This is a genomic window from Fontisubflavum oceani (assembly GCF_030407165.1).
GTDB lineage: Bacteria > Pseudomonadota > Alphaproteobacteria > Rhodobacterales > Rhodobacteraceae > Rhodophyticola > Rhodophyticola oceani.
In genome coordinates, this window is the sequence record NZ_CP129111.1 from 3,382,155 (window position 1) to 3,408,343 (window position 26,189).

At 61.5% G+C, this 26,189-nt stretch carries 21 protein-coding genes, 1 tRNA gene and 3 pseudogenes; 9 read left to right on the plus strand and 16 right to left on the minus strand.

Annotation, left to right across the window (positions count from 1 at the left end; all coding sequences use genetic code 11):
* Position 1: 1 nt before the first annotated feature.
* The 13 genes and pseudogenes from QTA57_RS17215 to QTA57_RS17275 form a co-directional block, all read right to left on the minus strand.
* The gene (locus QTA57_RS17215; protein WP_290152762.1) at positions 2-1,168 is read right to left on the minus strand and encodes a peptidoglycan glycosyltransferase FtsW; all 1,167 of its coding nucleotides are present in this window, start codon (positions 1,166-1,168) and stop codon (positions 2-4) included.
* A gap of 117 nt (positions 1,169-1,285) precedes the next feature.
* Positions 1,286-1,669: a VOC family protein gene (locus tag QTA57_RS17220; protein ID WP_290152764.1), complete on the minus strand. Its 384-nt coding sequence runs from the start codon at positions 1,667-1,669 to the stop codon at positions 1,286-1,288.
* Positions 1,670-1,739: 70 nt separating this feature from the next.
* Positions 1,740-3,142, minus strand: a pseudogene (gene murD / locus QTA57_RS17225) (UDP-N-acetylmuramoyl-L-alanine--D-glutamate ligase).
* Positions 3,143-3,304: 162 nt separating this feature from the next.
* On the minus strand, positions 3,305-3,976 hold the full coding sequence (locus tag QTA57_RS17230; RefSeq protein WP_290152766.1) for an SDR family NAD(P)-dependent oxidoreductase: 672 nt from the start codon (positions 3,974-3,976) through the stop codon (positions 3,305-3,307).
* The gene (mraY, locus tag QTA57_RS17235; protein WP_290152768.1) at positions 3,976-5,061 is read right to left on the minus strand and encodes a phospho-N-acetylmuramoyl-pentapeptide-transferase; all 1,086 of its coding nucleotides are present in this window, start codon (positions 5,059-5,061) and stop codon (positions 3,976-3,978) included. Before mraY ends, QTA57_RS17230 begins: the two co-directional genes overlap by 1 nt.
* 12 nt (positions 5,062-5,073) lie before the next feature.
* Complete coding sequence (locus tag QTA57_RS17240) at positions 5,074-6,489, minus strand: UDP-N-acetylmuramoyl-tripeptide--D-alanyl-D-alanine ligase (protein WP_290152770.1); 1,416 nt, start codon at positions 6,487-6,489, stop codon at positions 5,074-5,076.
* Positions 6,486-7,963 (minus strand): annotated as a pseudogene (locus QTA57_RS17245) (UDP-N-acetylmuramoyl-L-alanyl-D-glutamate--2,6-diaminopimelate ligase). The gene QTA57_RS17240 and the pseudogene QTA57_RS17245 overlap by 4 nt, the downstream one beginning before the upstream one ends.
* A gap of 18 nt (positions 7,964-7,981) precedes the next feature.
* Positions 7,982-9,766: a peptidoglycan D,D-transpeptidase FtsI family protein gene (locus tag QTA57_RS17250; RefSeq protein WP_290152772.1), complete on the minus strand. Its 1,785-nt coding sequence runs from the start codon at positions 9,764-9,766 to the stop codon at positions 7,982-7,984.
* Entirely contained in the window at positions 9,763-10,113 is a 351-nt protein-coding gene (ftsL, locus tag QTA57_RS17255) for a cell division protein FtsL (protein ID WP_290152776.1), read from the minus strand. The genes QTA57_RS17250 and ftsL overlap by 4 nt, the downstream gene beginning before the upstream one ends.
* A gap of 1 nt (position 10,114) precedes the next feature.
* Positions 10,115-11,122: a 16S rRNA (cytosine(1402)-N(4))-methyltransferase RsmH gene (gene rsmH, locus QTA57_RS17260; protein WP_290152778.1), complete on the minus strand. Its 1,008-nt coding sequence runs from the start codon at positions 11,120-11,122 to the stop codon at positions 10,115-10,117.
* A gap of 2 nt (positions 11,123-11,124) precedes the next feature.
* Positions 11,125-11,655 carry a division/cell wall cluster transcriptional repressor MraZ gene (locus tag QTA57_RS17265; protein WP_216364870.1) on the minus strand — a complete coding sequence of 177 codons (531 nt, stop codon included), beginning with the start codon at positions 11,653-11,655 and terminating at the stop codon, positions 11,125-11,127.
* Between the two features lie 634 nt (positions 11,656-12,289).
* A pseudogene (locus tag QTA57_RS17270) lies at positions 12,290-13,386 on the minus strand (Mrp/NBP35 family ATP-binding protein).
* A 62-nt stretch (positions 13,387-13,448) separates the two neighbouring features.
* Positions 13,449-14,636 (minus strand): MFS transporter, encoded by a 1,188-nt coding sequence (locus QTA57_RS17275; protein WP_290152780.1) that lies wholly within the window; start codon positions 14,634-14,636, stop codon positions 13,449-13,451.
* A 195-nt stretch (positions 14,637-14,831) separates the two neighbouring features.
* Between QTA57_RS17275 and QTA57_RS17280 the strand changes: the two genes are divergently transcribed.
* The 3 genes from QTA57_RS17280 (at position 14,832) to QTA57_RS17290 (ending at position 16,518) form a co-directional block, all read left to right on the plus strand.
* Positions 14,832-15,056, plus strand: coding sequence for a DUF1127 domain-containing protein (locus QTA57_RS17280; RefSeq protein ID WP_145217212.1), 225 nt, complete (start codon positions 14,832-14,834; stop codon positions 15,054-15,056).
* A 371-nt stretch (positions 15,057-15,427) separates the two neighbouring features.
* Positions 15,428-15,964, plus strand: a complete 537-nt coding sequence (locus QTA57_RS17285; RefSeq protein ID WP_290152783.1) for a dihydrofolate reductase family protein — start codon at positions 15,428-15,430, stop codon at positions 15,962-15,964.
* Complete coding sequence (locus tag QTA57_RS17290; RefSeq protein ID WP_290152786.1) at positions 15,961-16,518, plus strand: TetR/AcrR family transcriptional regulator; 558 nt, start codon at positions 15,961-15,963, stop codon at positions 16,516-16,518. Before QTA57_RS17285 ends, QTA57_RS17290 begins: the two co-directional genes overlap by 4 nt.
* On the opposite strand, the gene QTA57_RS17295 is transcribed toward QTA57_RS17290, so the two are convergent.
* A complete protein-coding gene (locus QTA57_RS17295; protein ID WP_290152788.1) occupies positions 16,515-16,967 on the minus strand; it encodes an Lrp/AsnC family transcriptional regulator in 453 nt (150 codons plus the stop codon). The genes QTA57_RS17290 and QTA57_RS17295 overlap by 4 nt on opposite strands.
* 73 nt (positions 16,968-17,040) lie before the next feature.
* On the opposite strand from QTA57_RS17295, the gene QTA57_RS17300 reads away from it, so the two are divergent.
* Entirely contained in the window at positions 17,041-17,640 is a 600-nt protein-coding gene (locus QTA57_RS17300; protein WP_290152789.1) for a LysE family translocator, read from the plus strand.
* Positions 17,641-17,731: 91 nt separating this feature from the next.
* Here the strand turns inward: QTA57_RS17300 and QTA57_RS17305 are convergent, their stop codons facing one another.
* Positions 17,732-18,049: a hypothetical protein gene (locus QTA57_RS17305; RefSeq protein ID WP_290152791.1), complete on the minus strand. Its 318-nt coding sequence runs from the start codon at positions 18,047-18,049 to the stop codon at positions 17,732-17,734.
* Between the two features lie 65 nt (positions 18,050-18,114).
* The gene (locus QTA57_RS17310; RefSeq protein WP_290152793.1) at positions 18,115-20,562 is read right to left on the minus strand and encodes an ATP-dependent helicase; all 2,448 of its coding nucleotides are present in this window, start codon (positions 20,560-20,562) and stop codon (positions 18,115-18,117) included.
* A 183-nt stretch (positions 20,563-20,745) separates the two neighbouring features.
* On the opposite strand from QTA57_RS17310, the gene QTA57_RS17315 reads away from it, so the two are divergent.
* The 5 genes from QTA57_RS17315 to QTA57_RS17335 all read left to right on the plus strand — a co-directional run bounded on the left by QTA57_RS17315 (position 20,746) and on the right by QTA57_RS17335 (position 26,128).
* On the plus strand, positions 20,746-21,888 hold the full coding sequence (locus QTA57_RS17315) for an alpha-hydroxy acid oxidase (RefSeq protein ID WP_290152796.1): 1,143 nt from the start codon (positions 20,746-20,748) through the stop codon (positions 21,886-21,888).
* 115 nt (positions 21,889-22,003) lie between these two features.
* On the plus strand, positions 22,004-25,441 hold the full coding sequence (locus QTA57_RS17320; RefSeq protein ID WP_290152799.1) for a pyruvate carboxylase: 3,438 nt from the start codon (positions 22,004-22,006) through the stop codon (positions 25,439-25,441).
* Positions 25,438-25,824: a DUF2314 domain-containing protein gene (locus QTA57_RS17325; protein ID WP_290152801.1), complete on the plus strand. Its 387-nt coding sequence runs from the start codon at positions 25,438-25,440 to the stop codon at positions 25,822-25,824. Before QTA57_RS17320 ends, QTA57_RS17325 begins: the two co-directional genes overlap by 4 nt.
* 1 nt (position 25,825) lies before the next feature.
* Complete coding sequence (locus tag QTA57_RS17330) at positions 25,826-25,963, plus strand: hypothetical protein (RefSeq protein ID WP_290152803.1); 138 nt, start codon at positions 25,826-25,828, stop codon at positions 25,961-25,963.
* Positions 25,964-26,053: 90 nt separating this feature from the next.
* Positions 26,054-26,128 (plus strand) — tRNA-Gly (locus QTA57_RS17335).
* The last annotated feature ends 61 nt before the right edge of the window (positions 26,129-26,189 follow it).

The window sequence follows — 26,189 nt, forward strand, 5'->3', positions numbered from 1 at the left end:
CCTACCGGTGCCGCGACAGAAGAATATCGCCGATTTCGCCTTGAGGACGGGTCCGGGTCAGGGCCAGAAGCATGCCGATGGCAATGCCGGTGGCAATCAAGCTTGAGCCACCATAGCTCACGAACGGCAAGGTCATGCCTTTGGCCGGCAGAAGCCGTACCGCGACCCCCATATTGATGATCGCTTGTAAGGCCAGAAGGCTCACCAGCCCGGCACCGGCGAGACGGATGAACGGATCCCGCTCCTTCATCAACCGGAAGAACCCACGCAGCGCGATGGCCCCAAGGAGGGCGATGATCACCAGAACCAGCACCAGCCCATATTCCTCCGCCGCCACGGCGATGATGAAATCCGTATGCGCATCCGGCAGGGTCCATTTCACGGCCCCCTCGCCCAGCCCCGCGCCGAAAAAGCCGCCCTCTCGGATCGCGTTCGTAGCATAGGCAAGCTGCGTGTTGGGGTCGAGCTCTGCCGAAAGGAACCCATCGATCCGACGCGCGAAATGTTCCGAATTGGAGTAGGCCACCGTTCCGGCCACGGCCACCGCAGCCCCCACCAAACCCAAAAGCAGCATCGGCGCACCGGCCACAAAATAGATCACACACCAGGCAAACAGCACCAGCGCCGCTTGCCCGAAATCGGGCTGCATCGCCAAGAAGCCAACAATTGTCAGCGTCACAACCAGCGAGACCAGCTTGCCCGGCGGGCCGCCCACCTCTTGGCTGGCCGCCACCATCCAGGCGACGAAAATCACGTAGACAGGCTTGAGGAACTCCGACGGCTGCACACTGGCGAAACCAAGCGAATACCAGCGCACCGCGCCTTGCCCGTAATCCGTGCCAAAGGCAGGCAAGAGCGCCAGCGCCCCAAACGCTGCGAAAAACCCAAGAACCGCGAGGCGCCGGATTTGGATCGGCGTCAGCATGGACACCATCACCATCACCGTCAGAGCCAAGCCGCCAAAGGCCGCTTGCCGCAAAACATAGTGAAACGGATCATGGCCATTTCGCTCCGCCAAAGGTGGCGACGCCGCCAAGCCCAAGAGCAGACCTATGGCGAAAAGGGCCAAGATGCACCCAATGGTGACCCGGTCCACTGTCCGCCACCAGCGCGGCAGAATCGCCTCGCCCGATTGCACGATCACCGTGCCATGCGCCATTTCCGTCATGGGATACCGCCCGATACTGCCTCATTGTGCCCGGTTTTCCGGGTCTGGGCGGCAGCTTAGCGCGAAATCGTGCCCGGGGCCAGCAAAACAACAGCCATGGGCGGGGAGTGGCCGATCTCAGCTTGGCGGTTGCCAGAGCTCAATCTTGCGACCATCGTGGTCCAGAATCCAGCCGAATTGCCCGTATTCGAGATTTTCGCGCGGCTGCAACTCTTCCACACCCTCGGCTTTCGCTCGGGCCAGCATTCCGTCGAGATCATCAACCATCAAGTTCAGCATGAACGGCAGTGTCGACGGTTTGAAATACTCGCTATCCGCCGCAAATGGCGCAAAAATCGTCCGCGCCCCTTCGGGAAACTGCTTTGCGCTTTCACGATGCCCGAAATCGAACCCGCCATAATCGTTCGGCACCATCCCCAAGACACGCGCATACCAAGATTTCGTCGCATCCGGGTCCGCGCAATGCAAAAACACGCCGCCCACACCGATCACATCCGCCATATCGACCTCCCTGCCGCAAGATTTCCGAAACGGGTTTCAGGCAGAGACTAACACGGATTGCGGCGCGGCCCTATCCGGCCAGATGACGGGACACGTGAGCCATAAAATCCTGACCGCGCTGCTCGAAGTTGTCGTACTGATCAAAACTGCCGCAGCTGGGGCGAGCAAGACGGTCTCGCCCGGCGCGGCCTCTGCCGCGGCCCGGTCCACCGCCGTTGCCATATCGGTGCAAATCTCATGAGGCACATCGCCCAGTTGCAAGGCAAAGCCTTGCGCCTCGCGCCCTATGACATACGCCTTCACAACGGTTCCAAGCGCCGACTTGAGACCGTCTAGCCCGCCCTCTTTCTCCAGCCCGCCGCAAATCCAGCGGATGCTCGGAAAGGCAGTCAGTGCCTTGGCCGCCGCATCCACATTGGTGGCTTTGCTGTCATTCACAAAAACAACGCCGTCTTTCTCACCGACAATCTGGCTCCGATGCGGCAGCCCGGCGAAACTATGGAACGCGGCTTCGATGGCCTTTGGTGCGACGCCGAGCGCGCGTAAAGCCCCATAAGCACAGCACGCGTTCTGATGGTTATGCGCCCCTGGCAGCCCGCGAATGCCGCGCAGATCGATCGAGGCCACCTGCCGCCCCTTTCGGGCCTCGCTGAGCCAGCCTTTGCGCGCCACGATATCCCATCCAGGGCCAGACAGTTTCTGCACCCCCGACACACGGATCAAGCGCCCATCAGCCGGGCTTTCGACCAGTTGATTGGCCATATACTGGCCTTCGCGCTCATCCACACCGATCACCGCGCGATCCGGTCCGCCTTCGGCAAAAAGCCGACGTTTGGCGGCGAAATACCCGCCCATACCGCCATGGCGATCCAGGTGATCGGGCGAGAGATTGGTGAACACCGCCACATCCGGGGTCAAGGCACGGGCCAGGTCGATTTGATAGCTGGAGAGTTCCAGCACGATCACCTCGCCATCGATGGGTGGTTCGATATCCAGGACGCCCACGCCGATATTGCCCGCCAATTGCGCCGGGATATCGGCCTCTTCCAAGCAGTGATGGATCAGCGCCGAGGTGGTCGACTTCCCGTTCGAACCGGTGACCGCGATCACCCGGGGTGGGGTTGGATGATCCATCCAATCGCCCGAGCCGAGCGAGCGGAAGAACAGTCCCACATCATTGTCGACCGGCACGCCCGCCGCCCAAGCCGCCGCAATGGCCGGATGCGGGGCCGGATACAAATGAGGGATGCCCGGCGATACGATCATCGTGGCGACCCCTTCCAAAGCGCCCGGTTTCGATGGGTCGCGAAGCGAAAACCCCTCCGCCTCGGCCAGATCGCGCGCCGCCGCACCATCATCCCAAACCAACGGCTCCGCACCGCCCGCCTGCAACGCCCGCGCGGCGGCCAAGCCAGACCGGCCCAGCCCTAACACGGCCACGGTCGCGCCTTCAAACCCTTGAACCGGGATCATATCTGCCCCATCCCCAGCTTATTCTGATCTCTCATCGTCGCGCAGAAGGCTGCCCCGTCATCGCACATTCTACAAGCCCCTGAGATCGGATCACCCCGCCGACCACAAGCGCCAGTCAAATATCGCGTGGCCCGGAAGGGGCCTCCTTTGGATTACGGGCGCTTACCATGCAATTGGCGCGCGACGGCGGAAAAACCCGCCCGTCGGACCATCTTCGGGCAATGTCGCCAGCCATATGGCGGTATCGGCGCCCTCTTCCGGGCTCAAGCTCGCGCCCGCGCCGCCCATCCGGGTCCGCACCCATCCCGGGCACATCGCATTGATCTTCACACCTGCAGGCAAATCCCGCACCATTGCGAGCGTGAGCGCATTCAGCGCCGCCTTCGCAACCCCATAGGCGCCGGGCCCGCCGAGACCTTCGTCAAAACTGCCCCAACCAGAGGAGACATTCACGATCCGCCCCCAGTTTTGCGCCCGCATATGTGGCGCACAGAGCCGGATCATCTCATAGGGCGCGCGGAACATCACGTCGACAGAGGTATGAAACCCCTCCGGGTCGTCAATCATATTGGTCTCGATCAACACGCCGGCATTGTTCATCAACACATCGACACCGCCAATTTCGGCCAAAACGGCGTCAAATGTGCTTGGATCTTGCAGGTCCAGATGCACCGCCTCAACCCCAATTTCGCCCGCCACGGCTTGCCCCTCCGTCAGATCACGGACGCCAATCACCACGCGATATCCTTGGGTCCGCAAGCCCGCCGCAATCGCCCGACCGATCCCGCGATTGCCGCCAGTCACCAAAGCGGTCGGAGTCGCCGGGCGCGTCATCAGCGCAGCTTCAGGGTGGCCAGGCCGATCAGCGCGAGGATCAGCGAGATGATCCAAAACCGGATCACCACCTGCGGCTCGGCCCAGCCCTTCTTCTCGAAATGGTGGTGGATCGGCGCCATCAGAAACACCCGTTTGCCGGTGGATCGGAAGTAAATCACCTGCAAGATGACCGACAGCGCCTCTGCTACAAACAACCCGCCGACAATCGCCAAAACAATCTCATGTTTGGTGGCCACGGCAATCGCGCCAAGCGCGCCGCCCAAAGCCAGCGACCCGGTATCGCCCATGAACACCGCCGCCGGGGGCGCGTTATACCAGAGGAAGCCCAGGCCGCCGCCGATTAGACCGGCCGTGAAGATCAACAACTCACCGGTACCTGGCACGTAATGCACATCGAGATAATCGGTGAAATCGACCCGGCCCACCGCATAGGCGATCACACCCAACGTGCCCGCCGCAATCATCACGGGCATGATCGCCAGCCCGTCCAGCCCATCGGTTAGGTTCACCGAATTGGCGCTACCAACAATCACGATCATCGCGAAGGGCACGAAGAGAAAGCCCAGATTGACCAAGACATCCTTAAAAACCGGCACCGCCAGTTGAAACGCCAAACCATCAGGGTGGAGTTGCGTCGCGACATAGCCCGCGACGCCTGCGATCACCAAACCGATACCAAAGCGAATACGCCCCGGCACACCCTTGGTGTTGTTCCGGCTGACCTTCGCCCAATCATCAGCAAATCCGACCAGCCCGAAGGCCACAGTGACCAGCAAAACCAGCCAGACATAGGGGTTATCAAGCCGCGCCCAGAGCAAGGTTGAGAGCGTCAAAGCGGCCAAGATCAACAGCCCGCCCATGGTCGGCGTGCCAGATTTGGTGGCAATGTGATGCGCCGGGCCATCCTCGCGGATCGGCTGCCCATTGGCGTATTTCCGACGCAACGCATTGATCAGCGGGCGCCCGAAGATGAACCCGAAAATCAGCGCCGTGAAAAAGGCCGCCCCGGCCCGAAAGGTGATATATCGGAAAAGATTGAAAAAATCGCCGCCGTCAGACAGCTCGCTTAGCCAAAACAACATATAGCGGTTTCCTTACGCTTTATCCGCAATCGCTTGCCCCAGTTTCCGTAGCGCGTCAACCGCGAGGGAGAGTTTCGTGCCCTTGGAACTTTTGATCAGCACGATATCGCCCGGTTGCAAAAGCCCCGGCAGGATATGCGCCATCTCTTGCGCCGTCTCCACATGCGGCCCGCGTTTGTCAGCGGGCAAGACCGCATCTAAGGCGGCCATCAATGGCCCGGTGGTGCAGACCAGATCAACCGCCGCCATGGAGGGCAAATCGGCCAGAGCCGCGTGCATCGCAGGCGCGTCTGGTCCGAGTTCCAACATATCGCCCAAAACCGCGACCCTGCGCCCGCGCCCCTCGGGCGTGGCGGCCGCCAAGACCTCCAAGCTGGCTTCCATCGCGGCGGGGCTGGCGTTGAACGCATCGTCGATCATCTCGACCGCGCGATCTTCGGCCAGATCCAACACGATCCGCTCGCGCTTGCCGCGCCCGATCACTGCTTCCCAAGCGCCAAGCGCCAAGGCGGCGCGGGTGACATCCGCGCCCACGGCCTCAACCGCCGCCAAGGCGGCAAGGGCATTGAGGGCCAGATGCCGCCCCGGCGCGGTGAGTTTGAACAAGATCGGGGTGTCCTGCAGATCAGCCTGAATAACCGTTGCCGCATCACTCAACGTGACCGTCTCCAAACGGACCGGCAGCCCCTGCCTCTCCCCGAAATGGACCAAGCGCGCAGCGGCGTCCTGCGCCGCAGATTCCAGGATCGGCGTGGTCTCCAAATCGGCATTGATCAATGCCACACCGCCGGGCTCCAAACCCTCAAAAATGCTGGCCTTCTCCCGGGCGATGCCCTCGATAACACCAAAAGCTTCCAGATGCACCGCCGCTACGGTGGTTACCATGGCCACATGTGGCCGGGCCATTCGGCTCAAAGGGGCAATCTCACCCGGCGCGTTCATCCCTATCTCGATCACAGCGAATTCCGTGTCCGCCGGCATCCGCGTCAGCGTCAGCGGGACACCCCATTGATTGTTGTAACTCGCTTCGGCCACATGGGTGCGCCCTTGCGGCTCCAACGCCACACGCAGCATGTCTTTCGTTGTGGTTTTCCCCACGGACCCGGTAATCGCGATCACCTGACCGCTCATCCGTGCCCGTCCGGCCCGTCCCAGATCGGCCAGCGCCTCCAAGACATCCGGCACGATCAGGAGCGGCGCATCTTGGGCGACATCTGCGGGCCGATGGCTGACCAATGCCGCCGCCGCCCCCTTTTCCAAAGCTTGGGCCACAAAGTCATGCCCGTCGCGGATATCCGTCAGCGCCACGAACAAATCGCCGGGTGCAAGCATCCGCGTATCAATCGACACACCGCTCGCGACCCAATCCCCGGTGACTTGCCCGCCCGTCGCGGCGGCGGCCTCGGCGGCAGTCCACAGCACGGTCATATCGCCCCCTCTAGCGCGGCCACGGCCACGCTCGCCTGTTCCACATCGTCAAACGGATACACCACATCGCCAATGGTCTGGCCGGTTTCATGCCCCTTGCCCGCGATCAACAACGCATCGCCGGGTTGCAGTGCATCGACGCCGCGCAAAATCGCCTCGGCCCTGTCCCCCACATTGATCGCGTCGGGACAGCCTTCCATCACGGCAGCGCGGATTACGGCCGGGTCTTCGCTGCGTGGATTATCATCGGTGACAAAGAGCACATCCGCATTCTCCGCCGCCGCTTTGCCCATCAAGGGGCGTTTGCCCCGGTCACGATCCCCGCCCGCGCCAAAGACGACGATCAACCGGCCCAGCACATGCGGGCGCAGCGCCTTCAGGGCAGTTTCGAGTGAATCCGGGGTATGAGAATAATCAACAAAAACGGGTGCACCAAAGCTGCGTTTCGCGGCCAGCTGCATCCGCCCCCGCACGCCTTCAAGCTGCGGCAGCACAGCAAAGACCGCTTCGGCCTCGGCCCCGCCTGCAATCACCAGCCCGGCGGCGGTCAGCACATTCATCGCCTGGAACCCGCCGATCAAATCCAGCCGGGTCTGATAGTTCTGTCCCTGCCAGCGGAACAGCACATCTTGCCCCGCCTCATCCAACCGCCGCCCGGTGATTTTCAGCCGCGCGTCTTCGGCATATTGGCCAATGGTGATCGCCTCGATCTCCCGCTCTGCGCAAGCTTCGACCACAGCCGCGCCTCTTGGATCGTCCAGATTGACCACCGCCGTGGCCTCTTCGGGCAAAAGCTCGGTGAAAAGCCGCAGCTTGGCTTGGAAATAATCTCCATCGTGCGGTGATAATCCAGGTGATCCTGGGTCAAATTGGTGAAGGCAGCGGCGGCCAAGCGCACAGCGTCCATCCGATGCTGATCAAGCCCATGGGAGGACGCTTCCATCGCCACATGGGTCACCCCCGCCTCGCCCATTTCGGCCAAGACTTTCTGCAAGGTCAGCGCATCCGGGGTTGTATGAATCCCCGGCGCGGCAAACGCCCCTTCGATGCCGGTTGTGCCGATATTCACGGCGTCATGGCCCAAAGCGGCCCAAATCTGCCGGGTGAAGCTGGCGACCGAGGTTTTGCCATTTGTCCCGGTCACCGCGACGATCGTCTCGGGCTGCGCCCCGAACCAAAGGGCGGCTGCATGAGCCAGCGCCGCGCGCGGCTCCTCAACCACAATCAGCGCGACATCGCCCAGATGATCCGCCGCAATCTCCGCGCCTGCCCGGTCGGTCAGAACCGCCGCAGCCTGCATCCGCACGGCATATTGGATGAACTCCGCACCATGAACTTGGGTGCCGGGCAAAGCCGCGAAAAGATGCCCCGGTTTGACCTCGCGGCTATCGAGGCTCACACTCGTGACGGTCACATCCGCGCCCCTGGTGGGGGTCAGTCCAAGCGCCGATAGCGGTTTTGCCCTTGGCGCCATGGCCGATTCCCCCGAACTCTATTCTGAGGCGCTGGATAGCTGAAAGCCGTCCTGAGGTTCAATCTCTGGTCTCAATCCCAAAAGCGGCGCAACCCTGCGGATCACTTCGGCGGCGACGGGCACAGCCGTCCAACCGGCTGTCCGCCGTGCCTCGCCCAAAGCCACGATCTCCGGCTCATCAAGGGTCAAGATCAATACATAACGCGGATCATGGGCCGGGAAGACGCTGGCAAACGTGGACAGAACCCGATCCTCATAATAGCCACCATTCGGGCGCGGCTTATCCGCCGATCCGGTTTTGCCGCCCACCGCATAGCCTTCGACATCGCCCAAACTGGACGTGCCTTCGGTCACCACATTGCGCAATATGCTCCGGATTTGCTCAGAGACCTCCTCCGACACGATCCGTTCACCATTCTGCGGCCCGTCTTGGAGCAACAATGTCGGTCGGATCAACGTGCCGCCATTGGTGATTGATGCATAAGCTGCGGCGAGGTGGATCGGCGACGTCGAAATACCGTGACCATAAGAAACGGTCATCGTCGCCAACTCGCCCCATCGCTGCGGCAGAAGCGGACGGCCAGAAGGCGCCTCGATCATCTCCACCAGCGTCGGCTGGAAAAAGCCGAGCTGTTCTAAGAAACGTTGCTGCCGCTCTGCGCCCAGCATCTGCGCGATGCGCGCGGTGCCGATATTCGAGGAATGGATCATCACTTCGGTGACCGAGAGGCGCGAGCCATAATTGCGAAAATCCGAGATCGAGAACCCGGCCATACGAAGCGGCCCGGCGGTATCAATGATCGTCTCCGGATTGACCACCCCCTCGTTCAGCGCCTGCGCGACGGTGAACATCTTGAAGACGGAGCCAAGCTCATAGACACCTTGCAGCGCGCGGTTGAACAGCGGGCTGTCGGCCTGTTCGCCTTCGGTCAGCGGTGCCGGGCGGGCATTTGGGTCGAAATCGGGCAACGACGCCATGGCGCGGATTTCGCCCGTATGCACATCCATCAACACGGCGGACGCGCCACGCGCGTTCATAATCACCATGCCGCCGGCCAGCACCTGTTCGACAGCAGCCTGCACTGTCAGGTCAATGGAGAGCTCCAACGGTGCGCCGTCACGCGCCGGATCGCGCAATGCATCGTCGAACCGCGCCTCAACGCCGGCGACGCCGATCACTTCCGCCGCGTTTACTGCCTCTTCCCCAAAACCTGCGCCACCCAGGATATGCGCGGCGACAGAGCCATTGGGATAGAGCCGCATCTCGCGCGGGCCGAACAGCAATCCGGGCTCGCCCAGATCATGAACGAGTTGCTCTTGTTCCGGCGAGATATACCGCCGGAGCCAGATGAAGCGGCTGTCCGAGGTGAAGCGACGCAAAAGCGTTTCCTCATCCAGATCAGGGAAAATCTGAGCCAACCCACGCGCCGCCGTGGCAGGGTCGATGATTTCATGCGGGTGCGCATAGAGCGAATTCGTTACCAGATTGGTCGCCAAGACCCGGCCCTGCCGGTCCACGATATCGGCCCGAGTGTTCAAAATCGCCGAACCCGAGGTCGCGATGCGCGGCTCCTCCGGTTCGCTCGCGGCGAGTGTCGACATGCGCAGGCCGACTGTGATGAAGGCCGCGAAGAAACACATCGCAAGGAGTAAGAGCCGCGTTTCTGCCCGCTGCCGCATCTTATCGCGCATCGCCTCATGACGCAGACGTAGGTTCTCGCGTTCAATCGCGTCCGGGTTCTCCCCATGTTCGCGCGCACGGAGGATGCGGGTCAGAGGGCGCAATGGCGTGCGGAGCGTCATGGCAGCATCTCCGGGCTTGAAGCGCTATCGATCAGCGCCTCGTCGATCAATTGGTCAAGCAGGGTTGGATATACGACCTGATGCACATCGCCGAAATGCTCCGGCGTCATCGGCATCAAGCCGAGGCGCTCGAAGTTCAAATCCGCCAATTCGCGGAGCCGGTCCGGACGATTGAGATAGGCCCATTCGGCGCGCAGAACCGATAGGCGCTCACGCTCGACGCCAATCTGCCGCTGCAACTGCTCGACCTCGCGGATCGAATGCTGCGTCAGGATGTTTTGGTGATACGCCCAATAGCCGAGCCCGATCACCGCCAATGCCGCCAGAAAACTCGCGAATCCCCGCATCTTACATCCCCTCCGCCAATTGCGGCAGGCCCAGGGTCTCGCGGCTGACCGGAGCGGACGGCGCATCGGTGCGCCGCGCGACACGCAGCTTCGCGGAGCGCGCCCTTGGGTTTGCGTCCAGTTCTTCGGAGTCCGGCGCGATCGCCCGGCGCGGGGTCAGTTCAAAACCTGGGGTCCGCGCGGCTTCTTCTGGTGCATAGCGCGACCCGCCACCGCCGCTGCTGGCGCGATCTTGCAAGAACCGCTTCACGATCCGGTCTTCGATCGAGTGAAAGCTCACAACCGCCAACTGACCGCCCGGTTTGAGCGCGCGCTCGGCGGCTTGCAGACCTTCGGCCAGTTGACCCAATTCATCATTCACCGCGATCCGGATCGCCTGAAAACTCCGGGTCGCCGGATGGCTCTGTCCGGGCTTGGCACGCGGCAGGTTTTTCTCAACAATAGCAGCGAGTTCCGCCGTCCGCGTAATCCGGCGTTCCGCGCGGGCCGCGACAATCGACCGGGCAATCCGGCGCGCCGCCCGCTCTTCACCATAATGATAGAGAATGTCGGCCAAAAGCGCCTCAGGGGCCTCATTCACCAGGTCTTCGGCCGAAAGCCCCGCCTGCCCCATCCGCATGTCGAGCGGCCCATCATTGCGGAACGAAAACCCGCGCTCGGCTTGATCAAGCTGCATTGAGGAGACGCCCAGATCCAACACGACCCCGTCCAGTTCTGGATATCCAGCCGTCCGCGCATGTTCATCCAAATCGCCAAACTCGCCTGCGACCAACACCAAGCGATCTCCGAACGCGCTGGCCCAATCGCTGGCCATCTCAAAGGCCAAAGGGTCGCGATCCACGCCAATCACGGTTTCGGCCCCCGCTTCAAGCAAGCCACGGGCGTAACCACCAGCGCCGAAGGTTCCATCCAGCCAAACGCCGCCCACCGGCGCGACCGCGCGCAGAAGCGGCGCCAACAAAACAGGAATATGCGGAGACGCGGGCAGGCGGTTGGGCCGCTCGGCCATGATCACGCACCTCCGTCATCCGGGCGCCCTGTCCCGGCCTTTCCCGCAAGCGAAAGCGGATCGAAGAACTCATTGCCCTGCCCCAGTGCCGCCAACATGGTCTCGATATCCTCCTCCGCGGCGGCGCCATCTTCGGGGTTGAGGATATGGAATTTGTCGCCCTTGCCCTGGAACAACGCCTCAGGGCCAAGCGCGATTTTATCCCGCGCCGCAGGCGGCAGGACCAGACGACCCGTGTCATCCACGCTCGTCTCGTCACATTTTGAGTAATAGAGATGCTCAAGCGCCGCGCGCAGCGGCGTGCCGCGCTGCTCCGCCTGGATCAGCGCATCGATCTCATCGAACGCGTCACCTGACAGACATTCAAGAAACTTGGCGCTTGGATTGCCATAAGCAATGTAAAGACGCGGTGCGCCACCGGGTGCGTAATGCTTGTCGGAGTTTTGCAGGACGCGACGAAACTTGACCGGGATCGAGACCCGGCCCTTTCCATCGACTTTGTTCAGGCTTTCACCCTGAAACCTGCGTTCCACTGTCCCGCGTCCTTTTTCAACGCCTCACCTTCGCCGTCCGAAACGGACAACGGCGGATCGAGCAAGCTGCCACTGCCCAATCCGCCGCCCTCGTCCCATTTCTGGGTGTCCGACTGCGCAGGCCACCTGGGGGGATGTCTGCTCGCTTGCGCGCCGGATCTCTTTGTTCAGCATGTGAGAGTGCCTGTATAAAACCTGCCATTTTTTGTTTTTGGTCCAGACCTCGTTGGGTCCGGTACGTTCTCAACTGCTGTGCAAGATTTGTGGCACGGAAGTTTTTCCCAATCAATCCCTTTTTGTGGGAATTTTTTCCATTCACCTGACTCAACAGCCCAATAACCACAACACATGGCGGCCCAAACGACCCTCCCGACCCCATAGGTTGTACCTATGAAACACGAGGAGCCTACATATAGGCGCGGTCACTCATCACCCGATTATGGGAAAAAACCCCAGCCTGATGGCATGTTTTGGCGATTTTTGGATGGATTGAGGCTTCGAAAGCCCGAATCACCCCTTCAGCCTCACGGAAAACGGTGTCGATCCGCTGTTTTGCGCGGCTTGCCAAATCACCGTGGCAACCCGGCGGGCCGAGGGCTCCCTTTCGGGAGCGCGAGGCGCGCCGCCGCCTGCCTCAAGCCATCCCGTCAGCCACCAAGCGCGCCGCAAGCGCGCCATATACATCCGCCATTGCCCCATCTCCCACGGCAATCGGCACACCACTGTCTCCCGCGATCCGCGTTTCGAGGGAGATCGGCAAGGCGCCCAAGAACGGCAATCCCATCTGCTTGGCGGCAGCCTCGACTCCACCTTGACCAAAAATATGCGCTTCATGCCCGCATTTGGGGCAGGCATAGGTCGACATGTTTTCGATCAGGCCCAATACTGGTGTCTCCAACATCTCAAACATATTGAGCGCCTTGCGCGCATCCAAAAGCGCCACGTCCTGCGGCGTGGAAACCACAATCGCCCCGGTCAGCTTGGCGCGTTGACACAAGGTCATCGCCACATCGCCCGTGCCGGGCGGCAGGTCGACCAAGAGCACGTCGAGCGTGCCCCATTCCACCTGCCCGAGCATCTGCTGCAGCGCGCCCATCAACATCGCCCCGCGCCACGCCACCGCTTTCTCTTCCGGCAACAGAAAGCCGAGCGACATGCATGTGACGCCATGGTTGCGCAGCGGAATGATTGTCTTGCCATCTGGAGAGAGGGGCGCTGGTTCACGCCCATCATCCGTGGCTGCGACGGGCCGTAAAAGTCGGCATCCAACAAGCCAACTTTACGCCCCTGTTTCGCCAAGGCCACCGCAAGGTTTGAAGTGACGGTGGACTTCCCCACGCCTCCCTTGCCGGACCCGATTGCGATGATGCGGGCCACGCCTTTGGGGTTCATCGGCTCGGCCTGAGGCTTCGGGTGCTGACCAATTGTGAGATTGGGCGGATCTGCCGCCGGCTCGGCAGCGCGCGCTGGCCCCTTCGCCGCCGGACCATGCGCGGTCAACGCCACGGTCGCTGTACGCACGCCCGGCAGTTTCACGATCAATTGCTCGGCCGCCAGACGCACAGGCTCCATTTTCGGCGCCTGATCTGGACCCTCTACCTCAATGACAAAACTCACATGGTCGCCGTGGACCTGGATCGCTCGCACCAAATCCCGGCTCATCAAATCGCCGCCATCCGGCAAAGTCAGCGCGGCGAGCGCCTCAACTACAGTTTGCTTCGTCACAGTCATCAGGCGTCAGCCTCGGCTTTCGGCGGGAATTGGTCAGGTTTGTCCACCACATAGGGCAGTTTTCATCGCCGCGCACCCCATAGGACAAGAAGGATCTGGCACAATGCGCCGGCAACACCCGCCATCACCAAAGCCAGACCAATCCCGACCCACTCCGCCAAGCCCCCAATGGCAAAAGCGCCAAGCGCCACGGTGCCGAACCCCACGACAGTCCAAAGGCTCATCACCCGGCCGCGCAGGTCATCGGGCAAATCGGTCTGGATCGCCGATTGGAGGCTCACCCCCGACCAGGTGGCGCAGAACCCCGCCAGGGCTGTCGCCGCCAGCGCGACGGGCCAGATCGGCGCAAGCCCCATGGCGATCACCGCTCCCTGCCCGGCCAGCCCGACGACATACACCGCTGGTGGAATACGTGCGCCAACGGCCCCCAAACCCAAAGCCTTCGCGATCGCGGCCAGCAACGCGCCAGCGCCCGCCGCCGCCGTCAGCAACCCCAAGCCCTCCGCACCGCGTTGAAATGCGCCGTCGGCCAAGACCGGCAACACCTCCAGCGCGCCGCGCACCTGTGTCGCAAAGATCAAGGTCAACAGAAACGCCATGCGGATCAGTCGCGTGTCGCGGGCATAGTGCAGCCCATCGAGCAATTCGCGAAAGAAGGCGCGCGGCGGGCGCGGCGGCAAGCTTCGCGGCGTCAATTGCGTCAGAACAACCAACATCGGCAGATAGAAGACCACCGCCACCCAAAGTGCGACCGGCGCACCGAATTGCGCGATGATCAACCCCGCTCCGGCCGGAGCGACCAGTCTCGCAATGTTGAAATTGAGCGCCGTGGCCGACACCACATGCTGCACCAAATCAGGCGGCACCAAGCGCGGCCCGAGCGACATCCGCACCGGGTGATGCGCCGAACTGACCAACCCGATCGCCAGGGCCGCCACAGCCAAACCGGGCGCGCCAATCCACGGTAAAGACAACGCCAAAGCCGTAATGCATACCACCTGAGCGGTATTTGTGACGACAGAAGCCCGCCGAATATCAACCCGATCCGCGATGACCCCGAAAAGCGGGCCGGTCAACAAAGTCGGCAACAAGCTGAGCCCGGCAACCAGCCCCACAAACGCAGCAGAGCCGGTCCGTTCCCACGCCAGCCAAGACAGCGTCACCCGTTGGACCCAAATCGCCTGAACCGCGAAAAACACACCTAAGAAAAACAGCCGGAACTGCCTGTTCGAAAAAGCAGCGCCTTTCATAGGCATTGCTCAAAAAAGCTGCAAAACAAGGGCGGTTGATATGCAATTTCTGCATGGCAGCAATGAAAGGAGGGGGATTGTGCATCCGCAGCATGGGGCTATCTTCTATCCGCAAGAGGCAGAACGCCCCGACATCCAAAGCGCTTCGGAAATGGGTCCGATACCGCGCGACAGACTCTGATTGAGGTACAACCAATGGCCTATGTAGCGGGCTCTCGTTCATCTTTTCTTTCTTTCGGCGACCGGCTCGCCGAGATCAAGAGCCAGTTTGCAGACGCGCTTGCCGCGCGCCGGCTCTACAACCGGACCGTGTCCGAGTTGCAAAGCTGCACCGACCGCGAACTGAACGATCTTGGCATCTCGCGCTCGATGATCAAATCCATCGCGCTTGAAGCCGCCTACGGCAAGGCTCCGCGCTAAGCCGATACGATGGAATTCGCGCGGCCCTCTCCTCCCTTCGGGCCCGCGACTACAGGCGATATCATCCCCTCCTCCCGTTTGGATGATGTTGCGACCCAGAGCCCGCCCTCTCCTCCTCCCTTTGAGGTTGGGCTCATCCACGGCGGTTCCGACCTCCTCCCTGGGGCCGCCGTTCGTTTCCGGGCCAATTGGCCCAACATATCGGTCCCCTCTCCTCCTCCCTTTGAGGTGGACTGAGATCTGGCGGTGGCACCTTCTCCTCCCTTTAGGTGTCACCGCTTTTTTTGGCCCACATTCTGATTCATCCACTCGGCCTTGCGGCCTTCCCTGGGCTTGTTATTATATGATGTATAATTTAATGGGAGACTCACATGACAACCGGCCATGTCTTCATTGCAACCTCGCTCGACGGGTTCGTCGCGCGGCCCGATCACAGTCTCGATTGGCTCATGGCGCGTGATGATGGTGACGAGGATCAGGGCTACGAGGCCTTCATCGCCGAGATGGATGGCTTGATCATGGGCCGCGCGTCTTACGAAACCGTGCTCGGGTTTGGTGACTGGCCCTACGCGAAGCCTGTTGTCGTTCTCAGCCGCAGCCTGACCCAAGCTGACCTGCCCGACGCTCTTCGCGGCAAGGTCACAATCAGTAACGCACCCCCGGAGCAAGCGATGGCGGATCGGGCTGAGCAAGGCTGGCGCAAAGCCTATGTGGATGGCGGGCAAGTCGTGCAGTCCTTCCTGCGCGCCGGATTGATTGCGGAGCTCACGATCACCACGATCCCGGTTTTGATCGGAGAAGGGCGGCCGCTCTTTGGCCCGCTCGACCGCGATATCGAGCTGGAGCTTTGCGAAAGCCGTGGCTTTGCCTGCGGTTACGTTCAAACCCGCTACAAGGTTCGGCCATGAGCCGCCGCCGAGGGCGCCCGTCGAGCACCACCGTAACGCTATCGAAACCTCGCATTCTTGCGGCCGCGAAGGCGGTTCTGCACGAAAGCGGGGCCGATGCCGTCACCTTCCGCGCCGTCGCGGATCGGTTGCAAGTCACGCCCATGGCGATCACCCATCACACTGGCCCAAGGGCGGATTTGATGGCGGATTTGGTGACCGAGATTTACCGCCCTCTAGATGCACCGCTCACCGCTGGGACGCCCAAAGATCAACTCCGTGAACTGCTCCTCCGCCATGCCAGATGCGTGCAAGAAGCCCCGTCTCTCGCGCTCTATATCTTCGCCACGCCTGGGCTGTTTTCGGGGCGGTTTGAGAAGATGTTCGCGCAGCTTTGTGGCCTTGCGGCTCAGATGGGTCCCGCTGACCCAGATCGGATGTCCCAAGTGCTGATCGACTACACCCATGGGGCCGTCCTGGCCGCAGCGCACGCACCGGCAGACCTGACCGAGACGGCCTGGGCTGAGTTCGCGCTTGGGTTGGACTGGCTCTTGGCCAGAGAGACCGCAAGCTAAGCGCGGTCGTCCTTCGGTGACCCCATCACCACATAGGTCGTGATCGTCGCGACTTGTGGCAGCGCGCCCAGAACATCGGTATGAAAGGTCTTGTAGCTGCTCAAATCTGCCGCCTCGACCCGCAGCAGATATTCCACGCTGCCGGTGATGTTATGGCACTCCCGCACCTCCGGTGCCTGGGCAACCGCCCGCTCAAACGCCTCCTGCGCGCGCTTGGAGTGTTCCGACAGACCCACAGCCATATAAGCTGTAAAGCCGATGCCCATTTTGACCGGGTCCAAGACCGCGCGATAGCCGGTGATCACACCAGCGGTTTCGAGCGCCGCAACCCGCCGCAGACAGGCCGATGGACTGAGCGCCACCCGCTCAGCCAGATCCAGATTGCTGATCCGCCCATCCCGGGACAGTTCACGCAATATCTGGCGGTCTTTTTCGTCAATCTTCGTCATTTATTGCAAGATTATCCATTGGACACATCACTTTGCAATTTCATTGCGCCTTATGCCGCCTAACGTTGCGTATATGACACTGGATCTCATCACCGCGCTTGCGCTTTTCGCCTTCGTCAGCTCGATCACGCCGGGGCCGAACAACCTGATGCTGATGGCGTCCGGCGCCAATTTCGGGATGCGCCGAACCATTCCGCATATGTTGGGCGTGGCGCTTGGCTTTGTGATCATGGCGGTGGCAATCGGTGCCGGTCTGATCCAGATCTTTGATGCCTATCCGGTGATCTATACGATCCTGAAAGTCGTCAGTGTCGGCTATCTGCTTTATCTGGCGTGGAAAATCGGCTCAGCCGTCCCGATTTTGCCGGAGGTGCAGGCCGCCGGCACGCCGCTGACCTTCCTGCAGGCCGCCGGGTTCCAATGGGTCAATCCGAAGGCGTTGAGCATGGCTTTGACCGCGATCACCGTCTACACGCCGCCCCGGCGCGGCTTCGACGATCTGCTGGTCATGGCGGTGGTCTTTGGCGTGATCAACCTGCCCTCGGTTGGGTCTTGGGCTTGGTTGGGTCTGCAAATGCGCCGCTTGTTGACCAACCCGGCACGGCTCCGGGCCTTCAACATCTTGATGGCCCTGCTTTTGGTGGCCTCACTCTACCCAATTTTGACGGCATAGAACGCAGGCCGAGGCTAACCGGAGCATGCGAAACGGCGCTTACAAGATGCTAGACACCATATAGGCCGCCGGACAACCGATAGACCGCTGCCTAAGGCTCCGCCTGTAGATCGCGTTTCGCATCCGCCAAGAGGCCCAAAGAGGGTCCGGAAATCGGGCGCCGGGTCTTTCTGTTGAGATCGACGACTTCACATTCCGGGTTGCAAGCCCGCGCGACAGACAAGATCGCGTGGCTTTGCCCCTCCAACTGGCCGGGCCTGAGACAAAGCCGGTCATATGTTTCGGCAATCAGCATCAGCCGCGCCTGCCCCGGGCTTTGCGCCACATCGCAACTGTTATGGGCCACACCATAGCGCGCCACCCACGCCCGGGCGCGGACGGGATCGGGTTCCAAAACCAGTGTTTTCATACGGCAGCCTCCCCGGTTCGGGTCATCCCTCCGTCGGCAAGCACGTGCTCCCCCGCCGTTTGCCCCTAAAACGGCACGTCTCCGGCGCTATCTGCAGCGACCAGGAACCGGCCCACCACATGTTTCACGCCCGCCTTGTCGAAAACGACTTCGACCTTATCCCCTTCTACCGCATTCACGCGGCCATAGCCGAACTTTTGGTGGAACACCCGGTCGTCCAGCAAAAACGCGCTGATCGCTTCGGCGTCGATGGTCATGTTGCGGCTTTCCCGCGGTTGGCTCATGCCGCGTTGGCCCTGATTGGCCTGGAGCCGCCGCCAGCCGGGTGAGTTATAAACATTCGCCTCCGCCGCTTTCTGGTGCAGGTCCGAGCCACGCATCATCCCCGCTGTCGGTGACGCACTGCCCGACATGCCCGTGCCGTGCCCATAAAGCCCAGGCGGGGTCAGCACTTCCACATGCTCTTCGGGCAATTCATCGATGAAACGCGAGGCCATTTGGCTTTGCCATTGGCCATAGACCCGGCGATTGCCCGCGAAGGAGATCGTGCAGACCTCTTCGGCCCGGGTGATGCCGACATAAGCGAGCCGACGTTCTTCCTCGAGCCCCTTCATCCCCTCTTCATCCATCGATCGCTGACTGGGGAACAGCCCATCCTCCCAGCCCGGCAAGAACACAGCGGGGAACTCGAGCCCTTTGGCCGCGTGCAGCGTCATCAACGTGACTTTCGGCTCTCCATCCTCGGTCTCGTTATCCATGATCAAGCTGACATGTTCGAGGAACCCTTGCAGGTTTTCGAAGCCTTCCAGGGCCTTGATCAACTCCTTCAAGTTCTCCAACCGCCCCGGCGCTTCGGGCGTTTTGTCGTTTTGCCAATGGCCAGTATAGCCGCTCTCATCGAGGATGATCTCTGCCAGTTCGATATGGCTGGGGGCGGCCCCCGCCGGGCGCTCCACCTCGATCAGGTCACTCTCCGGCGCAGAGGCCACTCTCGGCCCAAGCAGCATCATGCGCCAGCGATCGATCCCCTCGATCAACCGGGCCAGTTCCTTGGCACCCTTGCCACCGATGCCTTTCTCGGCCAGCAAAATCCGCGCGCCTTCAACCAGGCTGACGCCGTTTTGCCGCGCAGTGATCTGGATATTCTGCTGCGCCTTGTCGCCAAGGCCCCGTTTCGGCGTGTTCACGATCCGCTCAAAGGCCAGATCGTCGTCGGGGCTGACCACCACGCGGAGATAAGCCATCGCATCGCGGATCTCCATCCGCTCATAAAACCGCGGGCCACCGATGACCCGGTAGGGCAGACCGATGGTCAGAAATCGGTCCTCAAAGGCGCGCATCTGATGGCTGGCGCGGACCAAGATCGCCATACCATCCGGGCTGATCGGGTCCATGCCGCGCGTGCCCTTCTCCATCGCCTCGATCTCATCGCCAACCCAACGGGCCTCTTCATCGCCATCCCAATGGCCGATGAGCCGGACTTTCTCGCCATCCTCGCCATCGGTCCAAAGCGTCTTGCCAAGGCGCCCTTTGTTGCCCGCAATCACACCCGACGCGGCCGCCAGGATATGCCCAGTCGAGCGGTAATTCTGCTCCAGGCGCACGACCTTTGCGCCGGGGAAATCCTTTTCAAACCTGAGGATATTGCCCACTTCGGCCCCGCGCCAACCATAGATCGACTGGTCATCATCGCCGACGCAGCAGATATTCTGATGCCCCTGCGCCAGAAGCCGCAGCCAGAGATATTGCGCGACATTGGTATCTTGGTATTCGTCCACCAGGATGTAACGGAACCAGCGCTGATACTGCGCCAGAAGATCCTCATTCTCCTGGAAAATCGTCACCATATGCAGGAGCAGATCGCCAAAATCGGTCGCATTCAGCGTCTTCAGTCGCGCTTGATAGGCCGCGTAAAGCTCGACACCGCGTTTGTTATAAGCCCCGGCCTCGCCGGCGGGGACTTTCTCCGGCGTCCAAGCGCGGTTCTTCCACCCGTCGATGATCCCGGCCAGCATCCGCGCGGGCCAACGCTTCTCATCAATCCCTTCGGCCAGGATCAACTGCTTCATCAGCCGAACCTGATCATCGGTATCCAGGATGGTGAAATTCGACTTCAACCCAACCAGTTCCGCATGACGCCGCAGCAGTTTCACGCAGATCGCGTGGAAGGTGCCGAGCCACGGCATGCCCTCAACCGCCTCGCCCATCAACCCACCGATCCGGTGCTTCATCTCGCGCGCGGCTTTGTTGGTGAAGGTCACCGCCAGGATTTCATTCGGTCGCGCCGTGCCGGTCGCCAGCAAATGTGCGATCCGCGCCGTCAGCGCCCGGGTTTTGCCAGTGCCCGCGCCGGCCAGCATCAAGACCGGGCCGTCCAACGCCTCGACCGCCTCGCGCTGCGCCGGGTTCAGCCCGTCCATGTAAGGCATGGGCCGCGCAGCCATGGCGCGGCGCGACAGGGAGGCCGCCTCGAAAGCGTCCGCCTCGTCGAATGTGTCGTCAAATCTGCTCATGCGCGCAGCATATATAGGGTTGCTGCGTCTGGAAAGGCATGTTCTTAGATTGTTCTGCCTGCAGGATTTGTGGAGCAGCCCGCGCCGAGGCGGAAGACCGTCAAGCCGTAAAACGGCGGTCATGACACATCTGAGCCGTTGATTTTTCTGGACAAGCGCGCGGCGGCGGGTTTGCTGGGCCTCATGAGCTTGGAGCCGCAATATCCCGCCCTCAGCGATCTGAAAGCCCGTGCCCGGCGGCGTATTCCGCATTTTGTCTGGGAATATCTCGATAGCGCCACGGGCGCCGAAACCGTCACGTCCCGCAATCGGACCGCATTCGATCAGGTGCTTTTGCAACCGTCGATCCTGCATGGCGAGATCACGCCCGATCTCTCGACCCGGTTTCTGGGCCGTGACTATCCGGCCCCTTTCGGCATTGCGCCTTTGGGGATGTCGGGCCTGATCTGGCCCGGGGCGGAGCGCATCTTGGCGCGCCATGGTGCAGCCGCAGGCGTGCCCTATTGCCTGTCGACCGTCGCGACTCAAACCCCGGATGATTTGGCCGATGTGATTGGCAACCAAGGCTGGTTTCAGATGTATCCGCCACGTGATCCTGCGATCCGGACCGATATGCTGCGCCGCGCCAAGGATGCCGGGTTTCACACATTGGTCTTGACCGTCGATGTCCCCGCCCCCTCGCGCCGCGAGCGACAAACCCGCGGCGGCCTGGTCCAACCGCCACGGCTCACGCCGCGTTTGGCATTGCAGGTGGCGCGCTGCCCTGCCTGGGCGGTCCAAACCCTGCGAAGCGGCATGCCCCGCATGCGGCTGATGGACAGCTATGCGCCGAAAAACACGGGCACTTTGCCCTCGACGGCCCATGTTGGTTACCTGCTCAGAACCTCACCGGATTGGGCCTATCTTGCCGAGCTGCGCGCCGCTTGGGACGGCCCGTTGATCGTCAAAGGCGTGCTGCAAGCCGAAGATGCGACGCGATTGGGCGACGAGGGGATTGATGCCATCTGGGTCTCCAACCACGCGGGGCGGCAGTTCGATGCTGCACCTGCAACGATCGACGCATTGCCGGCCATTCGCGCCGCGACGCCTCTGCCGATCCTGCTCGATAGTGGGGTCGAGGGCGGCCTCGACATTCTGCGCGCCCTGGCGCTTGGGGCGGATTTCGTGATGATGGGGCGGCCATGGCATTACGCGCTCGGCGCTTTGGGGGCGGACGGTCCGACCCACCTCCACGACCTTCTTGTGAAAGATATGATTGCCAATATGGCGCAGATCGGGGCGGCCGGTTTGGCCGACCTGCCGGGGCGGTTGGTGCCCCGCCTGTAAGCCTGAAGTCTTACAGGCCTGTCATGATTCGTGACGTAACGTCACAGCTTGCGGTTGCAGCCGTCACATCTCCGTCATAGACATGCTGCAACTGCGAAAAGGAGGCCCGTGTCCGATGCCTGAGTTCCAGAAAATCCTCATTGCCAACCGCGGCGAGATTGCCATCCGTGTCATGCGCGCCGCCAATGAGTTGGGCAAACGCACGGTCGCGGTCTATGCCGAAGAAGACAAGCTGAGCCTGCACCGTTTCAAGGCCGATGAGGCCTATAAGATCGGTGAGGGTCTCGGACCGGTTGCGGCTTATCTGTCAATCGAGGAGATCATCCGGGTCGCCAAGATGTGCGGCGCCGATGCGATCCATCCTGGCTATGGCCTTCTCTCCGAAAACCCCGATTTCGTGGATGCCTGCACCAAGGCCGGGATCACCTTTATCGGCCCGAAAGCGAAAACTATGCGCGCCCTGGGCGACAAAGCCAGCGCCCGCCGCGTGGCAATCGAGGCTGGCGTGCCTGTCATCCCTGCCACCGAGGTCCTGGGCGACGATATGGAGGCGATCCGCGCCGAAGCGGCGGAGATCGGCTATCCGCTGATGCTGAAAGCCTCCTGGGGCGGCGGGGGTCGGGGCATGCGCCCAATCATGAGACCCGATGAACTGGAAGAGAAGGTCCGCGAGGGACGGCGCGAGGCCGAAGCCGCCTTTGGCAATGGCGAAGGCTATCTGGAGAAGATGATCCTCCGTGCCCGCCATGTGGAGGTGCAGATTCTCGGCGACAGCCATGGCGCGATCTATCATCTGTATGAGCGCGATTGCTCCGTCCAGCGCCGCAATCAGAAAGTCGTGGAGCGCGCGCCCGCGCCCTACCTGTCGGAGACACAGCGCGAAGAGATTTGCCTGCTCGGCAAGCGGATTTGCGAACATGTGAACTACGAGTGTGCCGGCACGGTCGAGTTCCTGATGGATATGGAGTCAGGCGCGTTCTACTTCATCGAAGTCAATCCACGGGTTCAGGTCGAACACACTGTCACCGAAGAAGTCACCGGTATCGACATCGTCCGGGCGCAGATCCTGATCGCCGAGGGCAAAAGCCTGGTCGAAGCCACCGGCACCGCCTCGCAATATGATGTGAAGCTTGATGGCCACGCGATCCAGTGTCGGGTCACGACGGAGGACCCGACCAACAATTTCATCCCCGATTATGGCCGGATCACCGCCTATCGCGGGGCCACCGGCATGGGCATACGGCTGGACGGCGGCACCGCTTACTCGGGGGCGGTGATCACCCGCTATTACGACTCGCTTCTGGAGAAGGTCACCGCTTGGGCCCCCACGCCCGAGGCGGCAATTGCCCGGATGGACCGGGCTTTGCGCGAGTTCCGCATCCGGGGTGTCTCGACCAATATCGCTTTTGTCGAGAACCTGCTGAAACATCCAACTTTCCTGAATTATCAATATCATACGAAGTTCATCGACGAAACGCCGGAGCTGTTCGATTTCGCGCCGCGCCGCGACCGGGCGACGAAAATCCTGCGCTATATCGCGGATATCACCGTCAATGGGCATCCGGAGACCGCCGGTCGGCCCCTACCCATCTCGGATATCAAACTGCCCCGCGCCCCGGCGCAAAAGGCCGATATCTTACCGGGCACCCGCGATTTGCTGGATAAGAAAGGCCCGCAAGCCGTCGCCGATTGGATGGCGGCGCAGAAACATCTGCTGATCACCGACACCACAATGCGCGACGGGCACCAATCGCTTTTGGCGACGCGGATGCGCTCAATCGATATGATCAATGTGGCGCCCGCCTATGCCGCCAATCTGCCCGGGCTGTTCAGTGTCGAATGCTGGGGCGGTGCGACCTTCGACGTGGCCTATCGCTTCTTGCAGGAATGCCCGTGGCAACGTCTGCGCGACATCCGGCGCGCAATGCCCAATGTGATGACGCAAATGCTGCTGCGCGCCTCCAACGGGGTTGGCTACACCAACTATCCCGACAATGTGGTGCAAAGCTTCGTGGCCCAGGCCGCCACCTCTGGCGTTGATGTGTTCCGTGTCTTTGACTCACTCAACTGGGTCGAAAACATGCGCGTCGCCATGAATGCGGTGATCGAGGCGAATAAGGTCTGCGAAGGCACGATTTGCTACACCGGTGACATCCTCGACCCGGCGCGCGCCAAATATGACCTGAAATATTATGTGGAGATGGGCAAATCGCTGCGTGATGCGGGCGCCCATGTTCTGGGTCTGAAAGACATGGCGGGGCTTCTGAAACCAGCCTCCGCGACGCTCCTGATCAAGGCGCTGAAGGAAGAGGTCGGCCTGCCGATCCATTTCCACACCCATGACACGGCGGGCATCGCCTGCGCCACGATCCTGGCGGCGTCCGAGGCGGGCGTTGATGCGGTCGACTGCGCCATGGACGCCCTCTCGGGCAATACCAGCCAGGCGACGCTTGGCACTGTGGTTGAGGCGCTGAAACACACGCCGCGCGACACCGGGCTCGACATCAAATCCGTGCGCGAGATCAGCGACTACTGGGAAGCGGTGCGCGGCCATTACGCGGCCTTTGAAAGCGGCATGCAGGCCCCAGCCTCCGAGGTGTATCTGCATGAGATGCCCGGTGGCCAGTTCACCAACCTCAAGGCGCAGGCACGAAGCCTGGGGCTGGAAGAGCGCTGGCATGAGGTCGCGCAGATGTATGCCGATGTGAACCAGATGTTTGGCGACATCGTGAAAGTCACGCCGTCCTCGAAGGTTGTGGGCGACATGGCGCTGATGATGGTCAGCCAGGGCCTGACCCGCGATCAGGTCGAGGATCCGACAACTGATGTGGCCTTCCCCGACAGCGTGATCGACATGATGCGCGGCAATCTGGGCCAGCCGCCGGGTGGCTTCCCGCCGGGTATTTTGAAGAAGGTCCTGAAAGACGAAGCGCCGGTACTGGATCGTCCGGGCAAACACCTCAAACCGGTCGATTTGGAGAAGACGCGGAGCGATCTCTCTTCTGAGCTGGGCCTGGAGATCGATGACGAAGACCTGAACGGTTATCTGATGTATCCCAAGGTTTTCACCGATTACATGACCCGCCACGCGGAATACGGGCCTGTCCGGACACTGCCGACACGCGCCTTCTTCTACGGCATGGACTCGGGCGAAGAGATCGAAGCCGAGATCGACCCCGGCGTCACCTTGGTGATCCGAATGCAAGCCGTGGGCGAAACCAATGACGAGGGCGAAGCCAAAGTGTTCTTTGAGCTGAACGGCCAACCCCGTACCATCCGCGTCCCCAACCGCAAAATCGCGGCCAGCACCGCCAAACGCCCGAAAGCTGAATTGGGCAACCCGAACCATATTGGCGCACCTATGCCGGGCGTCGTGGCCAGCGTCGCCGTGCAGCCAGGCGCCAAGGTGAAAGAGGGCGATCTGCTTCTGACCATTGAGGCGATGAAAATGGAAACCGGCATCCATGCCGACCGCGACGCAACAGTCAAAGCGGTGCATGTCACGCCAGGCGGTCAGATCGACGCCAAAGATTTGTTGGTGGAATTGGAATGAGGTGCTTCCGCGCCATCACTCTGCCGCTCTTGATGTCTCTGGCTTTGGTCACGCCACTGGCCGCCCAGGTCAAAGGTGGCGGCGGTGGGGGCGACGAAACAACCGTGTTTGAAGAGCATGATCCGGTGATGAATGCCGCCATCGCCGAGGCCCAGGCAAGGCTGCCACGCTTCTTGGCCGAGGTGCTGAATGCGGATGGCGAAAGCCAAGGGCGCGGCACGGTGAAGGTCGCGTTTCAGACCTTCCCAGTCGATCATGGCGATGAGATCATCTGGGTCCGTGACATCTCACAGCGCGCGGACGGTCAGTTCACCGGGTTTCTCAACAATGCCCCGGTCAATCTGGGTGATTGGCGAGAGGGTAGCCAGGTGCAGTTCCTATGAGATGATCCAGGATTGGAGCCTCAGCTCGCCCGCCGGTCGACTTTGGGGCAATTACACCACACGGGTCATCGCCGATTTGCCGGGCAATGGCTATCTCTGGGATTATCTTGAGCCAGCGCCTTTGCCGCCAGGCTGGTGATGGCCACCAGGCGAGGATGAAAACTGCGCCCAGGATGCATTTTTTCTCTTGCAGCCCCGGCCCGGTCAAAATAGATACCACCTCCACAGAGCGGGCGTAGCTCAGGGGTAGAGCATAACCTTGCCAAGGTTAGGGTCGTGAGTTCGAATCTCATCGCCCGCTCCAATCAAAAGGCCCGGGGATTTTCCCCGGGTTTTTTGTTGTTTGGCGATCAGCGTTAGCCCCA

What these genes read in the sequence shown, in the direction of transcription:
- QTA57_RS17330 (WP_290152803.1), top strand. Translation starts at nt 25,826, where the DNA reads ATGATCCAGGATTGGAGCCTCAGCTCGCCCGCCGGTCGACTTTGGGGC.
- QTA57_RS17325 (WP_290152801.1), top strand. Translation starts at nt 25,438, where the DNA reads ATGAGGTGCTTCCGCGCCATCACTCTGCCGCTCTTGATGTCTCTGGCT.
- QTA57_RS17300 (WP_290152789.1), top strand. Translation starts at nt 17,041, where the DNA reads ATGACACTGGATCTCATCACCGCGCTTGCGCTTTTCGCCTTCGTCAGC.
- QTA57_RS17220 (WP_290152764.1), bottom strand. Translation starts at nt 1,669, where the DNA reads ATGGCGGATGTGATCGGTGTGGGCGGCGTGTTTTTGCATTGCGCGGAC.
- QTA57_RS17215 (WP_290152762.1), bottom strand. Translation starts at nt 1,168, where the DNA reads ATGACGGAAATGGCGCATGGCACGGTGATCGTGCAATCGGGCGAGGCG.
- ftsL (WP_290152776.1), bottom strand. Translation starts at nt 10,113, where the DNA reads ATGCGGGGATTCGCGAGTTTTCTGGCGGCATTGGCGGTGATCGGGCTC.
- QTA57_RS17280 (WP_145217212.1), top strand. Translation starts at nt 14,832, where the DNA reads ATGGCCTATGTAGCGGGCTCTCGTTCATCTTTTCTTTCTTTCGGCGAC.
- QTA57_RS17310 (WP_290152793.1), bottom strand. Translation starts at nt 20,562, where the DNA reads ATGAGCAGATTTGACGACACATTCGACGAGGCGGACGCTTTCGAGGCG.
- QTA57_RS17290 (WP_290152786.1), top strand. Translation starts at nt 15,961, where the DNA reads ATGAGCCGCCGCCGAGGGCGCCCGTCGAGCACCACCGTAACGCTATCG.
- QTA57_RS17295 (WP_290152788.1), bottom strand. Translation starts at nt 16,967, where the DNA reads ATGACGAAGATTGACGAAAAAGACCGCCAGATATTGCGTGAACTGTCC.
- QTA57_RS17250 (WP_290152772.1), bottom strand. Translation starts at nt 9,766, where the DNA reads ATGACGCTCCGCACGCCATTGCGCCCTCTGACCCGCATCCTCCGTGCG.
- QTA57_RS17305 (WP_290152791.1), bottom strand. Translation starts at nt 18,049, where the DNA reads ATGAAAACACTGGTTTTGGAACCCGATCCCGTCCGCGCCCGGGCGTGG.
- rsmH (WP_290152778.1), bottom strand. Translation starts at nt 11,122, where the DNA reads ATGGCCGAGCGGCCCAACCGCCTGCCCGCGTCTCCGCATATTCCTGTT.
- QTA57_RS17285 (WP_290152783.1), top strand. Translation starts at nt 15,428, where the DNA reads ATGACAACCGGCCATGTCTTCATTGCAACCTCGCTCGACGGGTTCGTC.
- QTA57_RS17320 (WP_290152799.1), top strand. Translation starts at nt 22,004, where the DNA reads ATGCCTGAGTTCCAGAAAATCCTCATTGCCAACCGCGGCGAGATTGCC.
- QTA57_RS17230 (WP_290152766.1), bottom strand. Translation starts at nt 3,976, where the DNA reads ATGACGCGCCCGGCGACTCCGACCGCTTTGGTGACTGGCGGCAATCGC.
- QTA57_RS17315 (WP_290152796.1), top strand. Translation starts at nt 20,746, where the DNA reads ATGAGCTTGGAGCCGCAATATCCCGCCCTCAGCGATCTGAAAGCCCGT.
- QTA57_RS17240 (WP_290152770.1), bottom strand. Translation starts at nt 6,489, where the DNA reads ATGACCGTGCTGTGGACTGCCGCCGAGGCCGCCGCCGCGACGGGCGGG.
- QTA57_RS17275 (WP_290152780.1), bottom strand. Translation starts at nt 14,636, where the DNA reads ATGAAAGGCGCTGCTTTTTCGAACAGGCAGTTCCGGCTGTTTTTCTTA.
- mraY (WP_290152768.1), bottom strand. Translation starts at nt 5,061, where the DNA reads ATGTTGTTTTGGCTAAGCGAGCTGTCTGACGGCGGCGATTTTTTCAAT.